General features: G+C 71.5%; 17 protein-coding genes. 13 read left to right on the top strand and 4 right to left on the bottom strand.

Annotation, left to right across the window (positions count from 1 at the left end; all coding sequences use genetic code 11):
- Positions 1-109 precede the first annotated feature (109 nt).
- The 4 genes from BLW76_RS11020 to BLW76_RS11005 all read left to right on the top strand — a co-directional run bounded on the left by BLW76_RS11020 (position 110) and on the right by BLW76_RS11005 (position 6,782).
- On the top strand, positions 110-3,046 hold the full coding sequence (locus BLW76_RS11020; protein ID WP_091306041.1) for an AfsR/SARP family transcriptional regulator: 2,937 nt from the start codon (positions 110-112) through the stop codon (positions 3,044-3,046).
- A 16-nt stretch (positions 3,047-3,062) separates the two neighbouring features.
- Entirely contained in the window at positions 3,063-4,001 is a 939-nt protein-coding gene (locus BLW76_RS11015) for a pentapeptide repeat-containing protein (RefSeq protein WP_091306040.1), read from the top strand.
- 101 nt (positions 4,002-4,102) lie between these two features.
- Positions 4,103-5,326 carry a hypothetical protein gene (locus BLW76_RS11010; protein WP_091306039.1) on the top strand — a complete coding sequence of 408 codons (1,224 nt, stop codon included), beginning with the start codon at positions 4,103-4,105 and terminating at the stop codon, positions 5,324-5,326.
- Between the two features lie 208 nt (positions 5,327-5,534).
- Positions 5,535-6,782: a glycoside hydrolase family protein gene (locus BLW76_RS11005; protein WP_091306038.1), complete on the top strand. Its 1,248-nt coding sequence runs from the start codon at positions 5,535-5,537 to the stop codon at positions 6,780-6,782.
- Positions 6,783-6,826: 44 nt separating this feature from the next.
- On the opposite strand, the gene BLW76_RS11000 is transcribed toward BLW76_RS11005, so the two are convergent.
- Positions 6,827-7,282, bottom strand: coding sequence for a DUF4396 domain-containing protein (locus BLW76_RS11000; RefSeq protein ID WP_091306037.1), 456 nt, complete (start codon positions 7,280-7,282; stop codon positions 6,827-6,829).
- 262 nt (positions 7,283-7,544) lie between these two features.
- Here BLW76_RS11000 and BLW76_RS10995 point away from each other — a divergent pair, with 262 nt between their 5' ends.
- Positions 7,545-8,561, top strand: coding sequence for an autoinducer 2 ABC transporter substrate-binding protein (locus BLW76_RS10995; RefSeq protein ID WP_208613266.1), 1,017 nt, complete (start codon positions 7,545-7,547; stop codon positions 8,559-8,561).
- An 8-nt stretch (positions 8,562-8,569) separates the two neighbouring features.
- Here the strand turns inward: BLW76_RS10995 and BLW76_RS10990 are convergent, their stop codons facing one another.
- Both BLW76_RS10990 and BLW76_RS10985 read right to left on the bottom strand, forming a co-directional pair.
- The gene (locus tag BLW76_RS10990) at positions 8,570-9,901 is read right to left on the bottom strand and encodes a DUF6923 family protein (RefSeq protein WP_091306035.1); all 1,332 of its coding nucleotides are present in this window, start codon (positions 9,899-9,901) and stop codon (positions 8,570-8,572) included.
- Complete coding sequence (locus BLW76_RS10985; RefSeq protein WP_091319288.1) at positions 9,898-10,665, bottom strand: bestrophin-like domain; 768 nt, start codon at positions 10,663-10,665, stop codon at positions 9,898-9,900. Before BLW76_RS10985 ends, BLW76_RS10990 begins: the two co-directional genes overlap by 4 nt.
- A gap of 474 nt (positions 10,666-11,139) precedes the next feature.
- On the opposite strand from BLW76_RS10985, the gene BLW76_RS10980 reads away from it, so the two are divergent.
- From BLW76_RS10980 to BLW76_RS10965, 4 genes are read left to right on the top strand one after another with little or no spacing between them, the layout of a single operon-like run.
- Positions 11,140-12,555, top strand: coding sequence for a family 2B encapsulin nanocompartment shell protein (locus BLW76_RS10980; protein WP_091306034.1), 1,416 nt, complete (start codon positions 11,140-11,142; stop codon positions 12,553-12,555).
- Positions 12,555-12,737, top strand: a complete 183-nt coding sequence (locus tag BLW76_RS10975; RefSeq protein WP_091306033.1) for a hypothetical protein — start codon at positions 12,555-12,557, stop codon at positions 12,735-12,737. Before BLW76_RS10980 ends, BLW76_RS10975 begins: the two co-directional genes overlap by 1 nt.
- Positions 12,734-14,122: a family 2B encapsulin nanocompartment shell protein gene (locus tag BLW76_RS10970; protein WP_091306032.1), complete on the top strand. Its 1,389-nt coding sequence runs from the start codon at positions 12,734-12,736 to the stop codon at positions 14,120-14,122. Before BLW76_RS10975 ends, BLW76_RS10970 begins: the two co-directional genes overlap by 4 nt.
- On the top strand, positions 14,122-15,141 hold the full coding sequence (locus BLW76_RS10965) for a family 2 encapsulin nanocompartment cargo protein polyprenyl transferase (protein WP_091306031.1): 1,020 nt from the start codon (positions 14,122-14,124) through the stop codon (positions 15,139-15,141). The genes BLW76_RS10970 and BLW76_RS10965 overlap by 1 nt, the downstream gene beginning before the upstream one ends.
- A gap of 160 nt (positions 15,142-15,301) precedes the next feature.
- On the opposite strand, the gene BLW76_RS10960 is transcribed toward BLW76_RS10965, so the two are convergent.
- Entirely contained in the window at positions 15,302-16,429 is a 1,128-nt protein-coding gene (locus BLW76_RS10960) for a CapA family protein (protein ID WP_091306030.1), read from the bottom strand.
- A 369-nt stretch (positions 16,430-16,798) separates the two neighbouring features.
- Between BLW76_RS10960 and BLW76_RS10955 the strand changes: the two genes are divergently transcribed.
- The 4 genes from BLW76_RS10955 (at position 16,799) to BLW76_RS10940 (ending at position 21,041) form a co-directional block, all read left to right on the top strand.
- Positions 16,799-17,773, top strand: a complete 975-nt coding sequence (locus tag BLW76_RS10955; RefSeq protein WP_091306029.1) for a substrate-binding domain-containing protein — start codon at positions 16,799-16,801, stop codon at positions 17,771-17,773.
- Between the two features lie 72 nt (positions 17,774-17,845).
- Entirely contained in the window at positions 17,846-19,384 is a 1,539-nt protein-coding gene (locus BLW76_RS10950; protein ID WP_091306028.1) for a sugar ABC transporter ATP-binding protein, read from the top strand.
- Positions 19,381-20,406: an ABC transporter permease gene (locus tag BLW76_RS10945; RefSeq protein ID WP_091306026.1), complete on the top strand. Its 1,026-nt coding sequence runs from the start codon at positions 19,381-19,383 to the stop codon at positions 20,404-20,406. Before BLW76_RS10950 ends, BLW76_RS10945 begins: the two co-directional genes overlap by 4 nt.
- On the top strand, positions 20,403-21,041 hold the full coding sequence (locus BLW76_RS10940) for a FadR/GntR family transcriptional regulator (RefSeq protein WP_091306025.1): 639 nt from the start codon (positions 20,403-20,405) through the stop codon (positions 21,039-21,041). The genes BLW76_RS10945 and BLW76_RS10940 overlap by 4 nt, the downstream gene beginning before the upstream one ends.
- The last annotated feature ends 64 nt before the right edge of the window (positions 21,042-21,105 follow it).

Below are 21,105 nucleotides of genomic sequence, written 5' to 3'. Positions count from 1 at the left end.
CAGCGTCTCCGCGCGCCGTACACATTCCGTACAAAGGGCGCGCACGTGTGCGCACAGACACTCCGAATGGATCTATCCCCTGCGCCGGACGGGTCCTAGAGTCCGGGACATGGGGGAACTCATCGGGCAGGTTGAGACCACCTCGCTTACCATCCGCGTCCTCGGTCCGCTGGAGGTCACCGCCGCCGGGCGGGTGATCGCCCTCGGCGGCCCGAAGCCCCGGCTGCTGCTGGCCGCGCTGGCCCTGCAGCCGAACGTCGTCGTCTCGACCGACGTGCTGGTGGAAGTGCTGTGGCCGGAATCGGCGCCGCGGTCGGCGGCGGCGAACATCCGCACGTACGTGCACTCGCTGCGAAGACGCTTCGCGGAGATCCACCCCGACCTGGGCGAGCGGATCAGCAGCCGGGCGTCCGGTTACCTGCTCACCGCGTCGCCGGACGAACTCGACCACCTCGCCTTCGCCGCGCTCGCCGGCCAAGCGCAGGAAGCGCTCGACGCCGGCGAAGCCGAAAGCGCCCTCAAACTCCTCGACCGGGCCGACGCCCTGTGGTGCGGTGAAGTCCTCGAAGGACTCCCACACGACCACAGCTGGGGTGCGACCGTCGCCCGGCTCGCCGAACTGCGGCTGTCGGTGCAGGAACAGCGGCTCCGGGCCCGGATCGGCCTCGGCCGCTCCGGCGAGGCCATCGCCGAGCTGCGCGGGCTGGTCACCGAGCACCCGCTGCGCGAAGAGCTCTGGGCCCAGCTGATCGTCGCGCTGCGCGCCGCGGGCCGGACCGGTGACGCGATCGAGGCGTACGAGTCGGCCGAGCGGGTGCTGCGCGAGGAGCTCGACGCCGAACCGGGGGCCCGGCTGCGCGAGCTGCGCGCGACCCTGGTGCCGGAAAGCGCCGTCCCCGGGCGCCCCGCCGACGTCGCCCCGGTCTGCCAGCTCCCCCTCGACCTGCCGGACTTCACCGGCCGCGACGCGCTGATCCACGACGTCGTCACGCTGCTGCAGGAGCGCGCGGACTCGGGCACACCCGCCGTGGTCGTGCTGTCCGGCGCGCCCGGCGTCGGCAAGTCCGCGGTCGCCGTCCGGGTCGCGCACGCGGTCCGCGACGAGTTCCCCGACGGGCAGCTGCACGTCGACCTGGCCGGCACGTCGTCGTCGCCGCGGGCGCCGATGAGCGTGCTCGCCGAACTGCTGCGCACGCTGGGTATCCCGGACGCCGGTCTCCCCCGCGAGCTGGCCGAGCGGTCGGCGCTGCTGCGGTCGCGGCTGGCCGGGCGGCGGATGTGCGTCGTGCTCGACGACGCCGGCAGCGAGGCCCAGGTGCGGCCGCTGCTGCCCGGGGCAGGCGCCTGCGCGGTGCTGGTCACCAGCCGGATCCGGCTGCCCGGGCTCGACGGCGCGAAGCCGGTGGACGTCGACCTCCTGCCCGAGGCCGAAGCCGCGCGGCTGCTCCAGGGCATCGTCGGCGCCGAGCGGGTGGCCGCCGAACCGGAGAGCGCCGCGGCGATCCTGCGCCAGTGCGGGCACCTGCCCCTGGCGATCCGGGTGGCCGGCGCGAAGCTGACGCACCGGCCGGGCTGGACGCTGCGGCTGCTGGCCGACCGGCTGGGCGACGAGCGCCGCCGGCTCGACGAGCTGCGCGTCGGCGACCTCGCCGTCCGCGCGAGCGTGACGCTGTCGTACGACCTGCTGCCGATGTCGGCGGCCACCGCGTTCCGCGGGCTGGGGCTGCTCGGGCCGGTCCAGTTCCCGGCGTGGGCGGTCGCGGCCGTGCTGGGCCGCCGCGACGCCGAGGACGTGCTGGACGTGCTGGTCGACGGCCACCTCGTCGAGCTCGTCGGCTCGGATTCGGCGGGCCAGCCGCGCTACCGGCTCCACGACCTGCTGCGCGTGTACGCGGTGGAACTCGCCGAGCGGAGTGACGCGGCGAAGACCCGCGCCGGCCTGCGGCGGGTGCTCGAGGGCTACCTGGGCCTCGCGCTCGAGGCGGCGCGCCGGATGCCGCTGCACTTCTTCGGCGCGTACTGCGACGACGAGCTGCCGCGCCCCGCGGTGCCCTTCGACGTCCTGCCCGACGACCCGGCCGAGTGGTTCGCGGCCGAGCGGCGCACCACGGTGGCGGCGGTTTCGCTGGCCGCCCAGCACGGCTTCGACGACCTGGCCTGGCAGCTGGCTTCGGCGCTGACGCCGTACTTCGACCTGCGCGGGCCGCAGGACGACTGGCACAGCACGCACCTGGTCGCCCTGGCCGCGGCCCGCCGGTCGGGTTCGGCCCGTGCCGAGGCGATCGTCCAGCGCAACCTCGGGCAGTACCTGCTCTACCAGGACGAGTACGCCGAGGCGCGGGTGGCGTTCGAGGAGTCGAAGAAGCTGTTCGACAAGGTCGACGACATCCAGGGCGTCGCCGTCGCGCTGACCGGGCTCTCGACGATCCTGCGCATCGAGGGCGAGGACGGCCCGGCCCTCGACCACTGCCACGAGGCGCTGGAGCTGTTCGCGGAGGCCGGCGACCCGAACGGCGAGGCGGTGGCCCGGCTCGGTGCCGGCGCGGTGTGGATGGCGCGCGGGTGTTACGCGTCGGCGAAGCGCTGGATCACGGACGCGCTGGAGCTGTCGGCCGCGATCGGCGACCGCCACCGCGAGGCCCACGCGTTCAAGCGGCTGGGCCTGCTGTTCCAGCACCAGGGCAACCTGGCGGCGGCGCGCGAGCACGTCGACCGGGCGATCGCGATCTTCACCGACCTCGGCGACGACCACTGCGTGGGCTACGCGAACCAGAACCTGGGCGAGCTGTGCCTGCACAGCGGGGACTTCGCGCACGCGCAGCTGCTGCTGGTGAACTCCCTCGCCGTGCACCGCCGCAACGGCGACCGGCGGTCGGAGGCGGAGGTTTCGCAGCTGCTCGGGGAACTGCACCGGGCGCTGTCGCAGCCGGAGCGGTCGCGGGACTACTCGGAGCGGGCGTTGGCGATCTGGCGCGAGCTGTCGACGCGTCCGCAGGAGCCGGCGGCGGTTGTGGCGGAGCAGCGGCCGCACATCGCGTCGGCCTGAGCGCGGGGCGCTCGCCGTGGCATCCCGCCGCAACCAGGTGACGGGCCTGTGGTCGATCCGGAGACACCTCGTCGCGGTGGTCTGCATCGGGCTCGGCGTGTTCGCGGCCGCGACCGTGCTCCTGTGGCTGGCGCTGGGCCTGCCGTCCGCCCCGAGCCCGGACACCCGGCTGAACGTCATCAAGATCGCGTTGTCGGTCGTGGCGGGCGTCGGCGGGGTGGTGGCGCTCGTCGTCGCCTACCGCAAGCAGCGCATCGGCGAGTCGGCCGAGGCACGCGAGCACGTCAAGGTCCTGAACGAACGCTTCGCCACCGCGTGCGCCCAGATCGGCCACGAGAAACCGGCCATCCGGCTCGCCGGGGTGTACGCCATGGCGAGCCTCGCCGACGAGTGGGCCGAGCAGCGCCAGGTGTGCATCGACGTGCTGTGCGCGTACCTGCGCATGCCGTACGAGCCCGACCTGGATTCGCCGTGGTACCACGACGAGGAAACCGAAGTGCGCTTCTCGATCACGAGCGTGATCAGCGACCACCTCCGCCCGGGCGCCCCGGTCAGCTGGCAGGGCCACGAGTTCAACCTCCTCCGGGTGATCCTCCGCTCCGCGGACTTCGCGGACATCGAGGTGACGGCCGGCCGGCTCCTGTTCAGCCTGGCCCGCTTCCACCGCGGCTGGATTTCGTTCGACGGCATGCACGTGAGCGGCGGCGAAGTCTGGTTCGGCGGCGCGGTGTTCGGCGAAGGCACCCGGGTGACCTTCGACAAGGCCGAGTTCAGCGGCGGCCGAGTCAAGTTCGAGGGCGCCGCCTTCGAAGGCGGCGAAGTGTCCTTCCGCGGGGCGAAGTTCACCGGCGGCGAAGTCGATCTGTCCCAGGTCGGTGCCGACGACTACGCCACGCCGCCGGTGTTCGACCCGTGGGAGGAGCCGCCACCGGGGCTTCTGCTGCCCGGCGTTTAGCCTCGGCCCCCGCGCGCACAATCTGCTTGTACGGATCATGTACGCCGCCCCGTCAGTCTTTCGGCACCTTCGAAACAGCAGGTGCGAGAGGAGAACCGGGGATGATCCGGAACATGAAAGCCGGCCGCGTGACCGCGGCGGTTCTGGCCGCCGGGGCGGTGACGGCGCTGGCCGGAGCCCCCGCGCAAGCCGCCACGGCGCCCGACGGCACCCACTGGTCCGCCGACTTGTCCACTGTGGACAGCAATGACGTCAACGTCACCGGTGCGGGCGGTACGCTCACCCTGGCCGACGCCGCGTGGCACAGAACCGCCCGGGTGTTCGCCGGCAGCGAGGGCAGCCTCACCACCGACGGGCACAAGCTCGGCTCGGCGATCAACCGCGTCAGCGCGGAACTCACCGCCGACACCCCCAAGGGCACGTCGATCGACGTCGACGTCCGCGGGCGGACCGGCGTGCACGACTGGACCGAGTGGACTCCCGCGGGCACCACGCTGAAGAGCTCCGTGAGCGAGGTGCAGGTGCGGATCAGCCTGCACAGCACCACCGACGGCGTGCGGCCCTCGGTCAAGAGCGTCGCGCTCAGCGCCGACAGCGCCCCGCAGGCCAACGCCCTGACCGCCGGCACCGAACTGACCTACAAGGTCTACGGCACCCGCGAAGGCCTGATCGGCGGGACCACCGCCAACGGCCACGTCATCACCAGCCGCGACCACTTCGTCGCGCTGCCGTCCGGCAAGGGGCTGGCCCCCAAGGGCACCGGCACCTACTCCGTCCGCGTCTGCCGCACCGACGGCAGCAAGTGCGAGTACGCGCCGGTGTGGGACGTCGGCCCGTGGAACGAGCAGGACGACTACTGGAACCCGTCGTCGGTGCGGACCAAGTTCAAGGACCTGCCGCAGGGCCAGCCCGAGGCGTACGCCGCCTACTACAACGGCTACAACGGCGGCAAGAGCGGCCTCGGCTACAAGGTGCAGAACCCGGCAGGCATCGACCTCGCCGACGGCGTCTTCTGGGACGGCCTCGGCATGTCCGACAACGGCAACGTGAACGTCACCTACCTGTGGACCGGCTCCGGCCCGACCGGTGTCGTCAGCACGGCAGGCGACCCGATGAACGTCCGGGCGAGCGCCAGCACCACGGCCGCCATCAAGGGCCTCGCGGCGAACTACGCCCGGGTCAACATCGAATGCTACGTCGAGGGCGACACGGTCACCGGCAAGTTCGGCACCAGCAACATCTGGGACCGGATCGGCCCCGGCCACTACGTGTCCGACACCTACCTGCAGACGGGTTCCGACAAGCCGGTCGCCCCGCACTGCTGAAAACCGTCGCGTGGTTGACTGCCCTCACCCGCGACAACAGCGAAGGCCCGGTGTCCCCCGCCGGGCCTTCGCCCATTTCCCCGCCATTCCGCTCAGCGGCACACTTTTCACAACCGTGAACAAACTTCCGCCGGGTGTACAACAGCCCGCCGACCGTGCCAAGATTCGCTCTCACCGCAGCGACGAAATCACGGAATGGCGGGTACCTGTGAGCGTTTCCCGGAGAACCCTGCTGACCACCGCGGCCGGTGCCGCGGTGGCGGCGGGCGCCAGCACTTCAACGGCCACCGCCGCAGTCACCGGTGCGGCCACCCCCGAAAACCTCGACACGGCCTCGGTGAACCGGACGCTCCGCCAAGCGGCCGATTACGCCGTGGCCAAACTCCGCGCGGTCGCCCCCGGCGTCACCGCGTTTCCGGTCGGCACGAAGTTCGAGAAATGGACCTATTCGCAGAACGGCGACTGGGTCGGCGGATTCTGGCCCGGCCAGCTGTGGCTGGCCTGGCTGCACAGCGGCGAGGAACAATTCAGGACCCTCGCGCTGGCGTCCGCCGAAAAACTCGCGCCGCGCCGGCACGACACGGGCACGCACGACCTCGGCTTCCTCTTCTACCCCTCGTGGGTCACCGCCTGGCGGCTCACCGGCGACGAGAAGTGGAAGGCGGGCGCGGTGCAGGCCGCGTCGTCGCTGATCAAGCGCTACAACCCGGCGGGGCGGTTCATCCGCGCCTGGGGCGCGCTGTCCGACCCGAACAACGCGGGCCGCGTCATCATGGACACGATGATGAACCTCGACCTGCTCGCGTTCGCCAGTGCGCAGACGCAGGACCCGAAGTACCTCGAGATCGCCGTCGCGCACGCGAAGACGGCACAGCGCAACTTCCTGCGCCCCGACGGCTCGTCGCCGCACGTGTTCGACTTCGACCCGGTGACGGGCGCGCCGATCGGGCCGAACACCGTGCAGGGCTACAGCCCGGCGTCGTGCTGGTCGCGCGGGCAGGCATGGGGCGTCTACGGGTTCACGACGATCCACCGGCGCACCGGCGACGCGGAGTTCCTCACCACCGCCCGGCGGCTCGCGGACTTCGCGCTGTCGCGGCTGACGCCGGACAACGTGCCGGTCTGGGACTACCTGGCCCCGCAGGCGCCCCACGACGTCAAGGACGCGTCCGCGGGCGTGATCATGGCGTGCGGCCTGCTCGACCTCGCGGAGCTGACGCACCGCCGGCACTACCGGGACAATGCGCTGCGGATCCTGACCGCGGTCTCGCGCACGTGTCTGACCACGAACTCCGCGCGCGCCGAGGCGAGCGTGGCGCGCTGCACCCGGAACCGGCCGGCCGAAGACGGCGTCGAGGTGTCGCTGCCCTACGCCGACTACTACCTGCTGGAAGGCATCCTGCGGGTGCTCGACCGGAGCAAGGCCGACCGCGCGATCGACCTTTCGAGCGTCTAGCGCCGTCCGGGGAGGCCGCCACCTCCCCGGACGCGCACTTCGGCTCAGTGGTGGTGGTGCGCGTGCACCTTGGCGTGGCCGAGGCCGCGCCCGATCATCCACCGGTTCACCGGCACCGTGACGACGAACGCCACCGCCAGCGAGAGCGCCAGGGTCAGCCAGAAGAGCAGGCTGGCCAGCCCGGCGTCCATCGCCCCGGGGATCGCCACGATCACGGTGTTGTCGATCAGTTCCATGACGGCGATCGACACCGTGTCCGCGGCCAGCGCGACCTTGAACGCCGCCGCGACGCCCAGCCCCGACTTCAGCACGCCCCGCATGGTGAGCGCGTAGCCGAAGACGAAGGCCAGCGCGATCGACAGGACCACGGTCGCCGCGTTGTGCAGGCCGAACGCCGTGCCCAGCACCATGCCGAGCACCTCACCGATGGCACAGCCGGTGAGGCAGTGCAGAGTCGCTTGGATCGCCGTGGCCCAGGACGCGCCGTGCTGTTCGCTCATGCGTCGGACTATACCCCTGGGGGGTACCAAATGCACGTTCCGCGCGTGACAACGCCGCGCAGGCACGGACGGACGGCCGACCGCTACCCACCGTGACCAACCGCGGCCGACCAGGGCATCCACCTCCGGCGACCACCGGAGCAGAACTCACTTCCGTAACCCTTTGCGCACATCCCGTTGACCACAGTTACCCGGGGCCCTACGTTCGCCCTTGGTCTTCACCGTGCGCAGACCGATCGAAAGTCCTGAGGAATGGGTGGGAATGCGAGGGCCGAAGAAGACCTTCCGGCTGGTCGCGGCGTTGCCGCTGGTGGCGGCGCTCGCGCTCGGAGGCTGCTCGGACCAGCTGGGCAGCGCGCCCGCGCCGTCGCCGACCCGGATCGAGTTCGTGCCCAAGGTCCGTGACATCCCCTACTTCGTCGCGATGGACAACGGCGGGCTCGAAGCGGCGAAACAGCTGGGCGTCGCGTGGCACACGACCGGGCCGTCGACCGTCGACCCGGCCGCGCAGGTGACGATCATGCGCGACCTCATCGCGAAGAAGGTCGACGTCATCGTCGTGGCCCCGAACGACCCGGCCGCGCTCGCCGGCGTGATCGCCGAGGCCAGGGCCAAGGGCATCCACGTGCTCACCTCGGACACCGACGCGCCGGGCACGCAGCGCGAGGTGTTCGTCAACCAGGCCAGCGCGCACGGCATCGGCACCGCCCTCGTCGACGCGCTGATGGCGAAGACCGGCGGCACCGGCCAGTACGCCATCGTCTCCTGCGGCCGGGCCGCGGCGAACCTCAACGCGTGGATCGCGGTCCAGAAGGAGTACGCGGCCACGCACTACCCGAAGGCCGAGCTCGTCGACATCGTGTACGCGGGTGAAGACGAGGAAGCCGCGACCGTGCTCGCCAAGCAGCTGATGGCCCGCCACCCCGGCCTGACCGGCCTGATCGGCGAGTGCACGACGTCCGCGCCCGGCGTCGCCAAGGCCGTCGGCGACGAGCAGAAGATCGGGCGGGTGTTCACCGTCGGCGTCGGGACGCCGCAGGCCATCAAGCCGTTCCTGCTCGACGGCTCCTGCTCGCAGTCGGTGCTGTGGAACGTCGAGTCGCTCGGCTACCTGACCGCGTGGACGGCCAAGCAGGTCGCCGACGGCAAGCCGCTCCAGGCCGTCAACAAGGTGAGCCTGGAGCTGCCGTCGGTCAAGTACGACGCGGCGTCGAAGACCGTCCTGCTGGGCGACCCCCTGCTCATCACCACCGACAACGTCGACCAGTTCAAGTACTGACGTCCCCGTCAGCGGTGCCGTCGTCCGTGGGCGATCGCCGCACCGCCGCCGAGCACGAGCAGCAGCGCTGCGAGACCCCAGCGGCGTTTCTCCTCGGTCCGCCGTCCGGTGTCCCGGGCCACCGGCTCGGGCTCCTTCTCCGGACGCGCGCGGGGCGTCGTCGGCGGCGGCGCGGGTGACGGCGTCGGCGTGGGGGTGACCACCGGAGCAGGCGTCGGCGTGGGTGCCGGGGACGGCGGCACGACGACGGGCTGCTGCTCCACCGGTGGTGGTGGCGGGGACGGCTCCGGCGGCGGGGGAGCCGGCGGCTGTTCGGTCCGCGGCGGAGGCGAGGACGGGGGTGGCGGCGGGGGTGACGACTGGCCTGGTGGTGTCGAGGGCGGCGACGACTGCCCCGGCGGCGTCGAAGGCGGGGGCGACGACTGCCCTGGGGGCGTCGAGGGCGGCGGCGGCGACAGCGCGGGCGGCTCGGCGAAGCACCCGGCCGCGTCACCGCTCGCCAGTGCCGGCCCGGTCGCGACCTCGGTGGCCGGGCCCGAGCCGTCGCGCGGCAGGCGCCAGGTGACGCTGCGCCGCCCTTCGCGGTTGGCCGTGGCGTAGATCGTGCCGGGGGCGAGCACGACCGACCCGTACGCACCGCCCTCGGGGAACCGCAGCCCGGGCACCACCTCGACCGCGCCGCTCGACGGGTCGAGCGTGACCACCGAACCGTGGCCGCGGGAAGACGCCGAGACGCCGTAGAGGAGCCCGTCCGCCGGGTCGAAGGCGAAGTCGTCGACGCCGACGGCGAGCGACACCGGCCGCAGCGCCGTCCGGCGCACCACCCGCCCGTAGTCCCGGCGGGCCGGGTCGATGTCCACTGTGTACAGATCACTGCCCTGCCGGACGTACCAGCGGTCGCCGTCGACCGCGCCCGCGGTCGCGCCGGTGACCGGGCTCCACACGGGATCGCGCGCCCCCGCCCGGCCGAGCACGCCGAGGTCGGTGACCACGCCCCCGGCGTCGATCCGCACCGCGTGCGCGCCGTGGTACCGGCCGGCGAGCGTGCCGTCGGCGACGCCGTAGACCACGCCCTGCGCGGCGGAGTAGCCCATCGCGTTGATCCAGTACCCGGCCCGGGTCACCCGCTGCGTCACCCCGCCGGGCAGCGACAGCAGCCGCAACGTCGTCGGCGCGCCACCGCGTTCGTTCTCCGCCTGCAGCACCGTGCAGCCGCCGGGCGCCTGCGCCACCGCGAGGCGGGCCGCCGGGGGTGCGAGCCAGCCTGATGCCGCCAGCAGCGCCGCAACGGCGGCGGCCGCGCCGATCACCGCCGCCCCGCGGAACCGCGTGCCGGTCAAGCCAGCCTGGCCAGCGCCGAGGTGAACGCCTCGGGTGGCACGCTGACCCCGCCGCTGAACGGGTTCTGCAGCTGGTGGATCGCGAACAGCAGCAACGTGATCGTGCCGGCCAGCGTGGACACGATGATGACGTGCGCGGCCGGCCGGGTGCCGCCGAACAGGTTGGGCAGCAGCAGCGCGGTGATCAGGCTGCCGAGGATCAGCGCGAACCACACGACCGCGCCGACCCCGCCGGCGCCGGAGTGGCTCAGCCGCTGCTGCCGGGCCTGGTAGACCGACCAGAGCTGGTTGCTCGCCTCGGTCTTGCGGTCCAGCTGCCAGTCGCCGTCGGCCGGCGCCTCGGCCACCGCCCGGCGCATCTGGTCGAGCTGCGTCGCGCCGGTGGCCGGGATCTCGCCGCCGTCGGCCAGGCGCGGCCACTCCTGTTCCTCGACCGTGCGCGCGTAGGCCGCGGCGAGGCGGTGGACGCGGTCACTCGTGGACTCCGGCAGCGCGTCGGCGGCCCAGCTGGCCGCGACCAGGCTGTCGGCCTCGGTCTGCGCGGTCTGGCTCACCGTGCTCACCTCGTCGTACAGCGAGATGAGCACGAAGGCGACGAGGACCGCGTGCAGCCCGCCGACGATGGTGAACACCTGGCCCGCGGCGTCGTTGTTGCCGGGCCTGCCCTCGTCCTCCCGGCCCACCCGGCGGACGAGGTAGGCGATCAGGCCGCCGACGCAGGCCGCACCGGCCACCCACAGACTGCCGGCCACGAAGATGTTCATCCAGGTCCTTTCGCCCGCGAAGCGCGGGAACGCTGCCCGGCGCATTCCGCGACCGAGACCGCTCAAGTTAGTCATCCATTTCCGGTCGGACAACCGAAAGCACCGAATTCATCCGAGTGGCCGAAATAGGGCCGCACACATCGCCGGTTCGGCGCATTTCCGCGTCTTGCGGCCGGTGCGCCCACACCCCACGGCAACCACGGACCGCGCCGCCGAGCAGGGAATCTCACGACCGGGTGACGTCCAGGAACAGGCCGTGACCACTCACTTCGGAGATCATCGGAAAACGATCAAGCACCGGTCCCCGCGATTAACCCGGTGACCCGATCGTGTCATTGTGCGGCGAGGTCCGGTTGCTATGTTGATTTCGCGGCGTCGGTGAAACCGCGCGCATATCAGCAAAATTCAGGTCATGACCGGCGTGCCCGCTGGGGCGGGCGCGTGCCGAACGCGAATGATTGGGTGGTTCTCGCTGTGACTGTCACCGACCCGGTGGATTCCGTGAACGCGGGTGAGCAGGCGCCGTCGAGCCTGAGTCGGGCGGCGGCCCGGACGCTGGCGACGACGACGAAGTCGGTCCCGCAGATGCAGGGCATCTCGTCGCGCTGGCTGCTGAAGGTGCTGCCGTGGGTCGAGGTCTCCGGCGGCGCGTACCGGGTCAACCGCCGCCTCTCCTACGCCGTCGGCGACGGCCGGGTCACCTTCAGCACCACCGGCGCCGAGGTCCGGGTCATCCCGCCCGAACTCGGCGAACTGGCCCCGCTGCGCGGGTTCGACGACGAAGAGGTCCTCGCCGAGCTGGCCGGCCGGTTCACCCAGCACGAGTACGAGCCCGGCGACGCGCTGGTGGAGTTCGGCTCCCAGGCCGACCAGGTGTTCCTGCTGGCCCACGGCAAGATCACCAAGATCGGCACCGGCGCCTACGGCGACCAGGTCGTGCTGGGCACCCTGGCCGACGGCGACCACTTCGGCGAAACCGCACTGGTCAGCGGGGACGGGATCTGGGAGTTCACCGCCAAGGCCGTCACCGCCTGCACCGTGCTGTCCCTGCCGCGCAGCGCGTTCGAAGACGTCCTCGCCCGCTCCGAAGCCCTGCAGGCGCACCTCGACGGCTACCTGGCCCGGGGCGCGGCGGCCAGCAACGACCACGGCGAGGCCGAGATCTCCCTGGCGTCGGGCCACGACGGCGAACCGGTGCTGCCCGGCACGTTCGTCGACTACGAAGCCCGGCCGCGCGAGTACGAGCTGTCCGTGGCGCAGACCGTGCTGCGCGTCCACTCGCGCGTCGCCGACCTCTACAACCAGCCGATGAACCAGATCGAGCAGCAGCTGCGGCTCACCGTGGAAGCCCTGCGGGAGCGCCAAGAACACGAGCTGGTCAACAACGCCGACTTCGGGCTGCTGCACAACGCCGACTTCGCCCAGCGCATCCCCACCCGCACCGGGCCCCCGACCCCCGACGACTTCGACGAGCTGCTCACCCTCGTCTGGAAGGACCCGGGCTTCTTCCTCGCCCACCCCAAGACCATCGCCGCGTTCGGCCGCGAATGCACCAAGGCCGGCGTCTACCCCGGCAGCGTCGACCTCGGCGGCCACCAGGTCCCCGCCTGGCGCGGGGTACCGATCCTGCCCTGCAACAAGATCCCGGTCACCGAGACCCAGACCAGCTCGGTGCTGCTCATGCGCACCGGCGAAGAAGCCCAAGGCGTCGTCGGGCTGCACCAGACCGGCCTGCCCGACGAGTACCAGCCGGGCCTGAACGTGCGGTTCATGGGCATCAGCGAGCAGGCGATCATCTCCTACCTCGTCTCCGCCTACTACTCCGCCGCGGTGCTCGTGCCCGACGCGCTCGCGGTGCTGGAAAGCGCCGAGCTCGGCCGGGAGGGGTGATGCCCGAGCCGGTCACCCCGCCCCGCAAGCCGGACGTCGAACCGCCGCGGCCGGGGCCCGGCCTGCCCGCGTCGGCCTTCGGGCCGACCGGGCTCGGCACGGCCGCCGCCCGGATCGTCCCGCAGGGCGGGGGCACCCGCCCGCCCGAAGCACCCGAACCCGATCGGCGCGTGAAACCGTGACAGTCACCGAAGAAACGACGTCGCTGCAGCTGTCCCTGAGCGTCACCGCCGCCCGGACGCTGACCACGACGACGAAGTCGCTGCCGCAGATGCGCGGCATCACCACCCGCTGGCTGCTCTCGCAGCTGCCCTGGGTCGACGTCCCGGCCGGCAGCTACCGGGTCAACCGGCGCCTGACCTACACGATCGGCGACGGCAAGGTCAGCTTCTACAACACCGGGGCGCGCGTGCAGGTGGTGCCCGCCGAGCTGACCGAGCTGGCCCTGCTCCGCGACTTCGGCGACGAAGAGGCGTTGCGCGCGCTCGCCGACGCCTTCGAGCAACGCGAATACGAGCCGGGGGCGACGTTGTTCTCGGCCGGCACGCCGCAGGACATGATCGTGCTCCTCGCCCACGGCAAGGTCACCCGCCACGGCACCGGCGCGTACGACGACGAGGTCCACCTCGGCACCGCGACCGACGGCGACCACTTCGGCGAGGAACTCCTCGGCCGCGAACCCGGCACCTGGACGTTCACCGCGCGGGCGGCGACCCGCGTCATCGCGCTGGTGCTGCCCGCCGCGGCGTACGCCCGGCTGAACGGCCGCTCCGAGGCCCTCCGCACGCACGTCGCGGAAGCGCTGTCCCGGCCGCGGAAACCCCAGAACGCCAAGGGCGAAGCCGCGATCGACCTGTCCGCGGGCCACGACGGCGAGCCCGTCCTGCCCGGCACCTACGTCGACTACGACCCGGCGCCGCGCGAGTACGACCTCGCCGTCGCGCAGACCGTGCTGCGGGTGCACAACCGCGTCACCGACCTCTACAACCAGCCGATGAACCAGCTCGAGCAGCAGCTGCGGCTCACCGTGGAGGCCCTGCGGGAGCGCCAGGAGTACGACCTGGTCAACAACACCGACTTCGGGTTGCTGCACAACGCCGACCTCAAGCAGCGGATCACCACCCGCAGCGGCCCGCCGACCCCGCTGGACATGGACGACCTGCTCTGCCGCCGCCGCAAGACCCGCTTCTTCCTCGCCCACCCGCAGGCGATCGCGGCGTTCGGCCGGGAATGCACCGCCCACCGCGTGTATCCCGGCACGGCCGTCGTGGACGGCAAGCGCGTCACGGCGTGGCGCGGGGTGCCGATCCTGCCCTGCGACAAGATCCCGGTGAGCGCCACGGGTTCGACGTCGATCCTGGCCCTGCGCACCGGCGAAGACGACGCCGGCGTGATCGGGCTGCGGCCGGAGTCGCTGCCGGACGAGTACCAGCCGGGGCTGAACGTCCGGTTCACCGGCACCGACGAGCGCGCGGTGACGTCGTACCTGGTCAGCGCGTACCACTCCGCCGCCGTCCTGGTGCCGGACGCGCTCGGCGTGCTCGACGACGTCCAGGTCGGCCGCTGATGACCACGATGAACACGCGCACCGCGGCGCGTCCCCTCGCCGAGGTCCTCGCGTGGAGCAAGAGCCTCGTCGACCCGGCACTGCGGGCGGCGGCCCAGCGCCTGCCGGACGCGACGCGGCGGGTCGCCGCCTACCACTTCGGCTGGCAGGACGCCCACGGGCGCGCGGCCGTGGCCGATGGCGGCAAGGCGCTGCGGCCGGCGTTGGTGCTGCTGTGCGCGGAAGCCGCGGGCGGTGCGGGCGCCGACGCGGTTCCCGCCGCCGTCGCGGTCGAGCTGGTGCACAACTTCTCGCTGCTGCACGACGACGTCATGGACGGCGACACGACCCGGCGGCACCGCGCGACGGCGTGGACGGTGTTCGGCACCGGGCCGGCGATCCTGGCCGGGGACGCGTTGCTGAGCCTGGCGTTCGAGGTGCTGGCGCCGAGCGGGGCGGCGAACGCGCGGCTGCTGTCGGCGGCGACGCTGGCCCTGCTCGAAGGCCAGGCGGCGGACCTCGACTTCGAGCAACGCGACGACGTCACCCCCGGCGAGTGCGTGCGCATGGCGGAGGGCAAGACGGCGGCCCTGCTGGGCGCGGCGTGCGCACTCGGCGCGGCCGTCGGACCGGCCGGCGACGACCGGTTCGGCGCGTTCGGCCGCGCGGTGGGCCTGGCGTTCCAGCACGTCGACGACCTGCTCGGCATCTGGGGCGACCCGGCCGTCACCGGCAAGCCGGTGTACTCGGACCTGCAGAACCGCAAGAAGTCCCTGCCCGTGGTGACGGCCCTGTGTTCCGGCACGACGGCCGGCGCCGACCTCGCCGCGCTCTACGCCCGCCGCGAACCGCTGGCCGAGACCGAGCTGGCCCACGCGGCCACGCTCGTCGAGGCCGCGGGCGGCCGCCAGTGGAGCCAGGCCCAGGCGGAAGCCTTGCTGGCCAAGGCCCTCCGCGAACTCACCGCAGCCGCCCCACCCTCCCGAGCCACCGCCGAACTGGCGTCCCTGGCCCGCCTGATCACCACCCGCACCCACTGACCCCGTGATCGAAGCGCCAACTCGCGTGATCAGAACGCCAACTCACGTGATTGGAGGGTCGACACGCCGTAGCAGGCCCGGTGCCGGCGTGTCGACCCTTCGATCACGCGTGTCGACCCTTTAAACACGCGTGTCGACTCCGCAATCACGCGAGTTACGGCTACGGGCCGGGGCGGGTGAGGCCGGACTTGTCGGCTCCGAGGCTCAGGATGTTCTTGTCCGTGTTGCGGAGGGCCTTGGTGACCGCGGCGGACGGCGGGGATGTCGACAAGTCGATCAGGCGGATCGGGGCTTCGAGGCGGACCAGGGTCGGGACGTACTCGGCCTTGTCGACCTTCCAGCGGTCGCCGTCGCGGACGAAGCGGAAGCGGGCCGCCGCGCCTTCCTCCGTGTCTCCCTTGGGTTCCGAATGGCGGGCGACGCTGTTGCCGAGACCGTAGGCCACCCACTTGTCGCCGATCTTCTCGAACGGCTGGACCACGTGCGCGTGGTGGCCGACGATCAGGTCGACGTCGTCCGACGCGAGGATCTTCTTGGCCTGCGAACGCTGTTCGGCCGTCGGGTCGTGCTGGTACTCCACGCCCCAGTGCAGGCTCGCGATCACGACCTGCGCGCCGGCCTGCTTCGCCTTCTTCGCGGCCGACAGCACGTCTTCGACGTCGATCTGGTTGGCCAGCCACGGTTTCCCGGCCGGCACCTTGATCCCGTTGAACCCGAAGCTGTACGACACCTGCGCGACCTTGACGCCGTGGACGTCCATGACCAGCGGCTTCGCGGCCTCGGCGGCCGACCGCGCCGAGCCGGTGTGCTTGACGCCGATGGCGTCGAGCTTGTCCAGGGTGCGGGTGACGCCCTCGGCGCCCTGGTCGATCGTGTGGTTGGACGACGTCGAACACGTGTCGTAGCCGGTGTCCTTGAGCGCGTCGGCGATCTCCGGCGGCGCACTGAACGACGGATAGCCGCTGTAGGGCCCGCCTTCCGGCGCGAGCGGCGTCTCGAGGTGGCAGATCCCGAGGTCGGCGCCGGAGACCAGGGGCTTGATCCCGGCCAGCAGCGGCCGGTAGTCGATCTTCCCGCCGCCGTCGTCCTCGGCCTGCTCGGTCAGCGCCGGGTGGATCAGGACGTCACCGGTGGCGACGACGCTGAACGACCCCTCGGGCGCGGCGGCACTCGAGGTGCCCGCCTCGGGGAAGGGCGTCGGCGCCGGCCCCTGCTGCTGCGGCGGGCCGCTGCAGGCGGCCGCCAGGACGGCGACTCCGGCGAGCGCGGCGACGCGGTGCTTCGTCATCGGTCCCCCTCAGGAGTGGTCCGGCCATCCTGCCAGCCGGGCGAATCGGACAGCCACGGCGTCCACATCCGCGATGAAACTTCCACCACAGTCGACAACACCGATCAGAACATTCGCACAGGACAAAACCGGACAACGCGCAGGACAGACCCGAAAAAATACGATAAATGAGGGCCGAGGTTGCCACGATGCAACTACGCAGAGTAGGTCTCGCTCCGCTAACTGCGCCTTGACGCTCCTCGAAGGGGTGTTTTGTAATACGAGTCACTTCGCGAAGCGTCCCGAACCACTCGACCTCGGCCCCCAGGGGAGCACTCGATGTCCACATACCCGCACAGGTTCCGGACCTGGAGCGTTGTTGGTTGTTGTTTGATTTCCGGAGCTCTGCTGGCCTCCTGCTCGTCCGGAAAGGACACCGCGGCGCCGCAGCAGCAGGCGCCGGCCAACGGCAAGATCACCCTGTACTACCTGCAGAAACAGGGTGACCAGCAGTACTTCGTCGAGCAGGCCCAGGGCGCGCAGGAGAAGGCGAAGGAACTCGGCGTCGAGCTCAAGGTGGTCAACCTCGGCCAGGACGCCAACAAGGCGATCACCGAACTCGACGCCGCGGTCGCGCAGGGCGCCAACGGCGTCGCCATCGTCGTGCCCGACCAGGCCATCGGCCCGCAGGTGATCGACAAGGCCAAGAGCGCGGGCATCCCGCTGATCGCCTCGGACGACGTCATCAAGGACGGCTCGGGCGCGAAGGCCCCGTTCGTCGGCTTCAACGGCAGCCAGATGGGCGACTCGGTCGGCACCGAGGCCGGGAAGCTGTTCAAGGCCGCGGGCTGGGCCGCCGCCGACACGAAGATCATCAGCGCCTACAAGCAGGACCTCACCGTCTGCACCGACCGCGTCAACGCCGCGAAGGCCGCGTTCGCCAAGTCCGCCGGTGCCGACGTCCAGGTCATCGACGTCGGCACCGACAACTCCCCCGTCGACGCCCAGAACCGCTCCGGCGCGGTGATCGGCTCCAACCCGGGCGTCAAGCACTGGGTCGTCTGGGGCTGCAACGACGAGAACGAGACCGGCGTGGTCACCGCGCTGGCCAACTCCGGCGTGGCGGCGAACAACATCATCGGCGTCGGGCTCGGCGCCTACCTCGACTGCAAGGACTGGGCCGCGGGCAAGGACACCGGCAACAAGGCCGCGCTCTACATCTCCGGCGCCGAGGTCGGCCGCTCGGCGATCCAGGTGCTGGTCGACAAGGTCAAGAACGGCAAGGAACTGCCCGCCGAGACGATCGCCAAGACCACGATCGTCAACAAGGACAACTACAAGCAGGCCGGCGTCAACTGCACCTGACCGCACCCCGCTGGGGGGGGCACTTTCACGTGAAAGTGCCCCCCATGGGGCTCCGCCGTACGGAAGGCGACCATGTCCAGCTCTCCTCCCGCGCTCGCCGTCGAGGGCATCGGCAAGCGCTTCGCCGGTGTCACCGCCCTCGACGACGTCTCCCTGGAGTTCCGCGCCGGCGAAGTCCTGGCCCTGATGGGCGAGAACGGCGCCGGCAAGTCGACGCTGCTGCGCGTGCTGTCCGGCGACCAGGGCCCGGACGACGGCCGGCTGCTCCTCGACGGCACCGAGGTCGCCTTCGACACCCCGCGCGCGGCGATGGCCGCCGGGGTGCGCGTGATCTACCAGGAACCCGAGATCATCCCGCACGTTTCGGTGGCGGAGAACGTCTTCGTCGGCGAACTCCCGGCGAAGGCGCGCGTGTTCAGCCGCCGCACGCTCACCAAGGCCACGCACGACGCGCTCGCCGAGTACGGCTTCGAAGGCGTCCTCAACCCGGCGACGCTCGGCGTCGCCCTCTCCCCCGCGCAGCGCCAGCTCGTCGAGATCCTGCGCGTGCTCACCGCGGCCACGCCGCCGAAGGTGATCGCGTTCGACGAGCCGACGTCGTCGCTGTCGGAGCACGAGGTCGAGGCGCTGTTCCGGCTGATCGGCCGGCTGCGCGACAGCGGCGTCGCGGTCGTCTACGTCTCGCACCGGATGAAGGAGATCTTCCGGCTCGCCGACCGCGTCGCGGTGCTGCGCGACGGCAAGCTCGTCGGCGTCCAGCGGGCCGCGGAGACCGACGAAGCCGGCCTGGTCCGGATGATGATCGGCCGCGACCTCTCGACCCTGGAACGCCGGACCACGCAGGACACCGGTGACGTCGTGCTGCAGCTGGCCGACGTCACGACCGACGACGTCACCGGCATCTCCCTGCAGGTCCGCGCGGGCGAGGTCGTCTGCCTGGCCGGGCTGGTCGGCGCCGGGCGGTCGGAGCTGGCCCGCGCGATCGTCGGCGACCTGCCGATCCGGTCGGGGACCGTCGAGCTCGACGGCAAACGGCTTCGCGCGCACAACCCGGGTGACGCCGTGAAGGCGGGTATCGGCTTCGCGCCCGAAGAGCGCAAGACGGACGCGTTGCTCATGCAGCGGTCCGTACGCGACAACGTCTCCATCGCCGTTCTCGACCGGCTTCGCCGCTTTCGCGTCGTGAAGCGGGCGAAGGAACGCGCGCTCGTCGAGGAGTACGTACGCGAACTTCGCGTGCGGACGCCGTCGATGGAGCAGGAAGTCCGCAAGCTCTCCGGCGGCAACCAGCAGAAGGCGGTCCTCGCGCGCTGGCTCGCGCGGCGGCCGAAGCTGCTCATCCTCGACGAGCCGACGCGCGGGGTCGACGTCGGCGCGAAGGCCGAGATCTACCGGATCATCGACGGCCTGGCCGCGGAGGGCATCGCGCTGCTGGTCATCTCCTCCGACCTGCCCGAGGTGCTGACGCTGGCCGACCGCATCCTCGTCATGCGTGCCGGGCGCCTCGCGGGCGAGCTCGGCCGCGAAGAAGCGACCGAGGAAGCCGTGCTGACCCTCGCCATCCCCGAAACCGAACCAGCCGTGGACGACGCCCAGGAGATCGGCGCATGAGCACTCCCACCAAGGAAACTTCGGCCCCTGCGTCGCCGCCGCAGCCGAGCGCCGCACGCCGGGTGCTGACCGGCATCGGCGTGCAGAACTCCAGCCTGATCATCACGCTGATCGCGCTGGTGATCCTGCTGAGCGTCCTGAACGAGAACTTCTTCCGCACCAACAACCTGCTGCTCATCGGCAGCGCGATCACCATCATGGGCCTGCTCGCCCTGGTGCAGACGCTGGTGATCATCCTGGGCGCGCTGGACATCTCGGTCGGCTCGATGGCCGGGCTCGCGTCGGTCGTCTCGGCGATGGTGTTCACCTCGACCGGCAACTCCGAGGTCGGCATCCTCGCCGCGGTCGGCGTCGGCATCCTGTGCGGCCTGGTGAACGGCATGATCATCATCTTCGGCCGGGTCAACCCGGTGGTCGCGACGCTGGCCATGCTGGCCACGTACAAGGGCATCGCGCAGGTGATCTCCGACGGCAAGGCGCAGGGCTACACCGGCGGCGACGACCTGTTCATCTTCCTGGCCAAGGGATCCGTGCTCGGGCTGCCGTCGCTGGTGTGGGTGTTCCTGATCGTCGCGGCGCTACTGCACTTCCTGCTCAAGTACACCGACATCGGCCGCAACGTCTACGCCATCGGCGGCAACGACACGGCCGCGCGGCTGGCCGGCATCAACATCAACCGGTACATCATCGGCGTGTACGCGCTCGTCGGCGTGGTCGCGGCGATCGCGGGCGTGCTGATCACCGCCCGCACCGGCTCCGGGCAGCCGACGTCCGGTTCCGAGGGCCTGGAGCTGCAGGCCGTCACCGGCGCGGCGCTCGGCGGCACGATGCTCAAGGGCGGCCGCGGGTCGATCATTTCGACGGTGCTCGCGGTGATCATCCTCGGCGTGCTCGACAACGGCATGTCCGGGCTGGGCATCAACCCGTTCTGGCAGAACGTCGCCCACGGTGCCCTGCTGGTGATCGCGGTCGTGCTGCAGCAGCTGCGCAGCGGGGAACGGCGCGTCGGCCTGCCCGAGTGAATCTCCACGCCCGGATCGTGGACGAGCTGGGCAGGCTCATCGTCGAAGGCGTCCTCGGGGACGGGCAGCCGCTCGTCCCCGAGGAGCTCGGCCGCCGGTTTTCGGCGTCCCGCACGGTGGTCCGCGAGGCGTTGCGCGTGCTGGAGTCCAAGGGCATGGTCACCGCGCGGCCGCGGGTGGGCACCTGGACACTGCCGCCCGAGGCGTGGGACGCGATCGACCCGGACGTCATCGCCTGGCGCGTCGCCGGTCCCGGCGGCCGCGAGCACCTGCGCGAGCTGTTCGAACTGCGGCTGGCGATCGAACCGCAGGCGGCGCGGATGGCCGCACGGCACCGGCGGCCCGACGAACTGGCCGCGATGGCGGCGGCGTACGCGCTGATGGCCGACGCCGTCGACGCGGCGGCCTTCCGGGCCGCCGACGCGCAGTTCCACGCGGCACTGGTCCGCGCGTCGGGCAACGCGCTGATCGCGCAGCTACAGGTGCCGGTGGTGGCCGCGCTGCGGGCGCAGGGCGAACCGGCGGACACGCTCGTCGCGCATTCCCGCGTGCTGACCCTGGTGCTGGCGAAGAACGCGGAAGGGGCCGAGTCGGCGGCCCGCGGATTGCTGGAAACCGTTGCGGCGTACCGGTGATCGGTACCTTGACACGGCCACCGGGAACGCGAACACTCGCTGGCGGATGCCCGCCGCCCTGAGT

It is taken from the genome of Amycolatopsis tolypomycina, from assembly GCF_900105945.1.
Lineage (GTDB): Bacteria > Actinomycetota > Actinomycetes > Mycobacteriales > Pseudonocardiaceae > Amycolatopsis > Amycolatopsis tolypomycina.
Note: the sequence above shows the minus strand (reverse complement) of the source record. Positions and strands in the feature narration are given on the sequence as shown.

Coding starts and splice junctions, on each gene's coding strand:
- BLW76_RS11020 (WP_091306041.1), top strand. CDS start 110: ATGGGGGAACTCATCGGGCAGGTTGAGACCACCTCGCTTACCATCCGC.
- BLW76_RS11010 (WP_091306039.1), top strand. CDS start 4,103: ATGATCCGGAACATGAAAGCCGGCCGCGTGACCGCGGCGGTTCTGGCC.
- BLW76_RS11000 (WP_091306037.1), bottom strand. CDS start 7,282: ATGAGCGAACAGCACGGCGCGTCCTGGGCCACGGCGATCCAAGCGACT.
- BLW76_RS10995 (WP_208613266.1), top strand. CDS start 7,545: ATGCGAGGGCCGAAGAAGACCTTCCGGCTGGTCGCGGCGTTGCCGCTG.
- BLW76_RS10985 (WP_091319288.1), bottom strand. CDS start 10,665: ATGAACATCTTCGTGGCCGGCAGTCTGTGGGTGGCCGGTGCGGCCTGC.
- BLW76_RS10975 (WP_091306033.1), top strand. CDS start 12,555: ATGCCCGAGCCGGTCACCCCGCCCCGCAAGCCGGACGTCGAACCGCCG.
- BLW76_RS10965 (WP_091306031.1), top strand. CDS start 14,122: ATGACCACGATGAACACGCGCACCGCGGCGCGTCCCCTCGCCGAGGTC.
- BLW76_RS10960 (WP_091306030.1), bottom strand. CDS start 16,429: ATGACGAAGCACCGCGTCGCCGCGCTCGCCGGAGTCGCCGTCCTGGCG.
- BLW76_RS10950 (WP_091306028.1), top strand. CDS start 17,846: ATGTCCAGCTCTCCTCCCGCGCTCGCCGTCGAGGGCATCGGCAAGCGC.
- BLW76_RS10945 (WP_091306026.1), top strand. CDS start 19,381: ATGAGCACTCCCACCAAGGAAACTTCGGCCCCTGCGTCGCCGCCGCAG.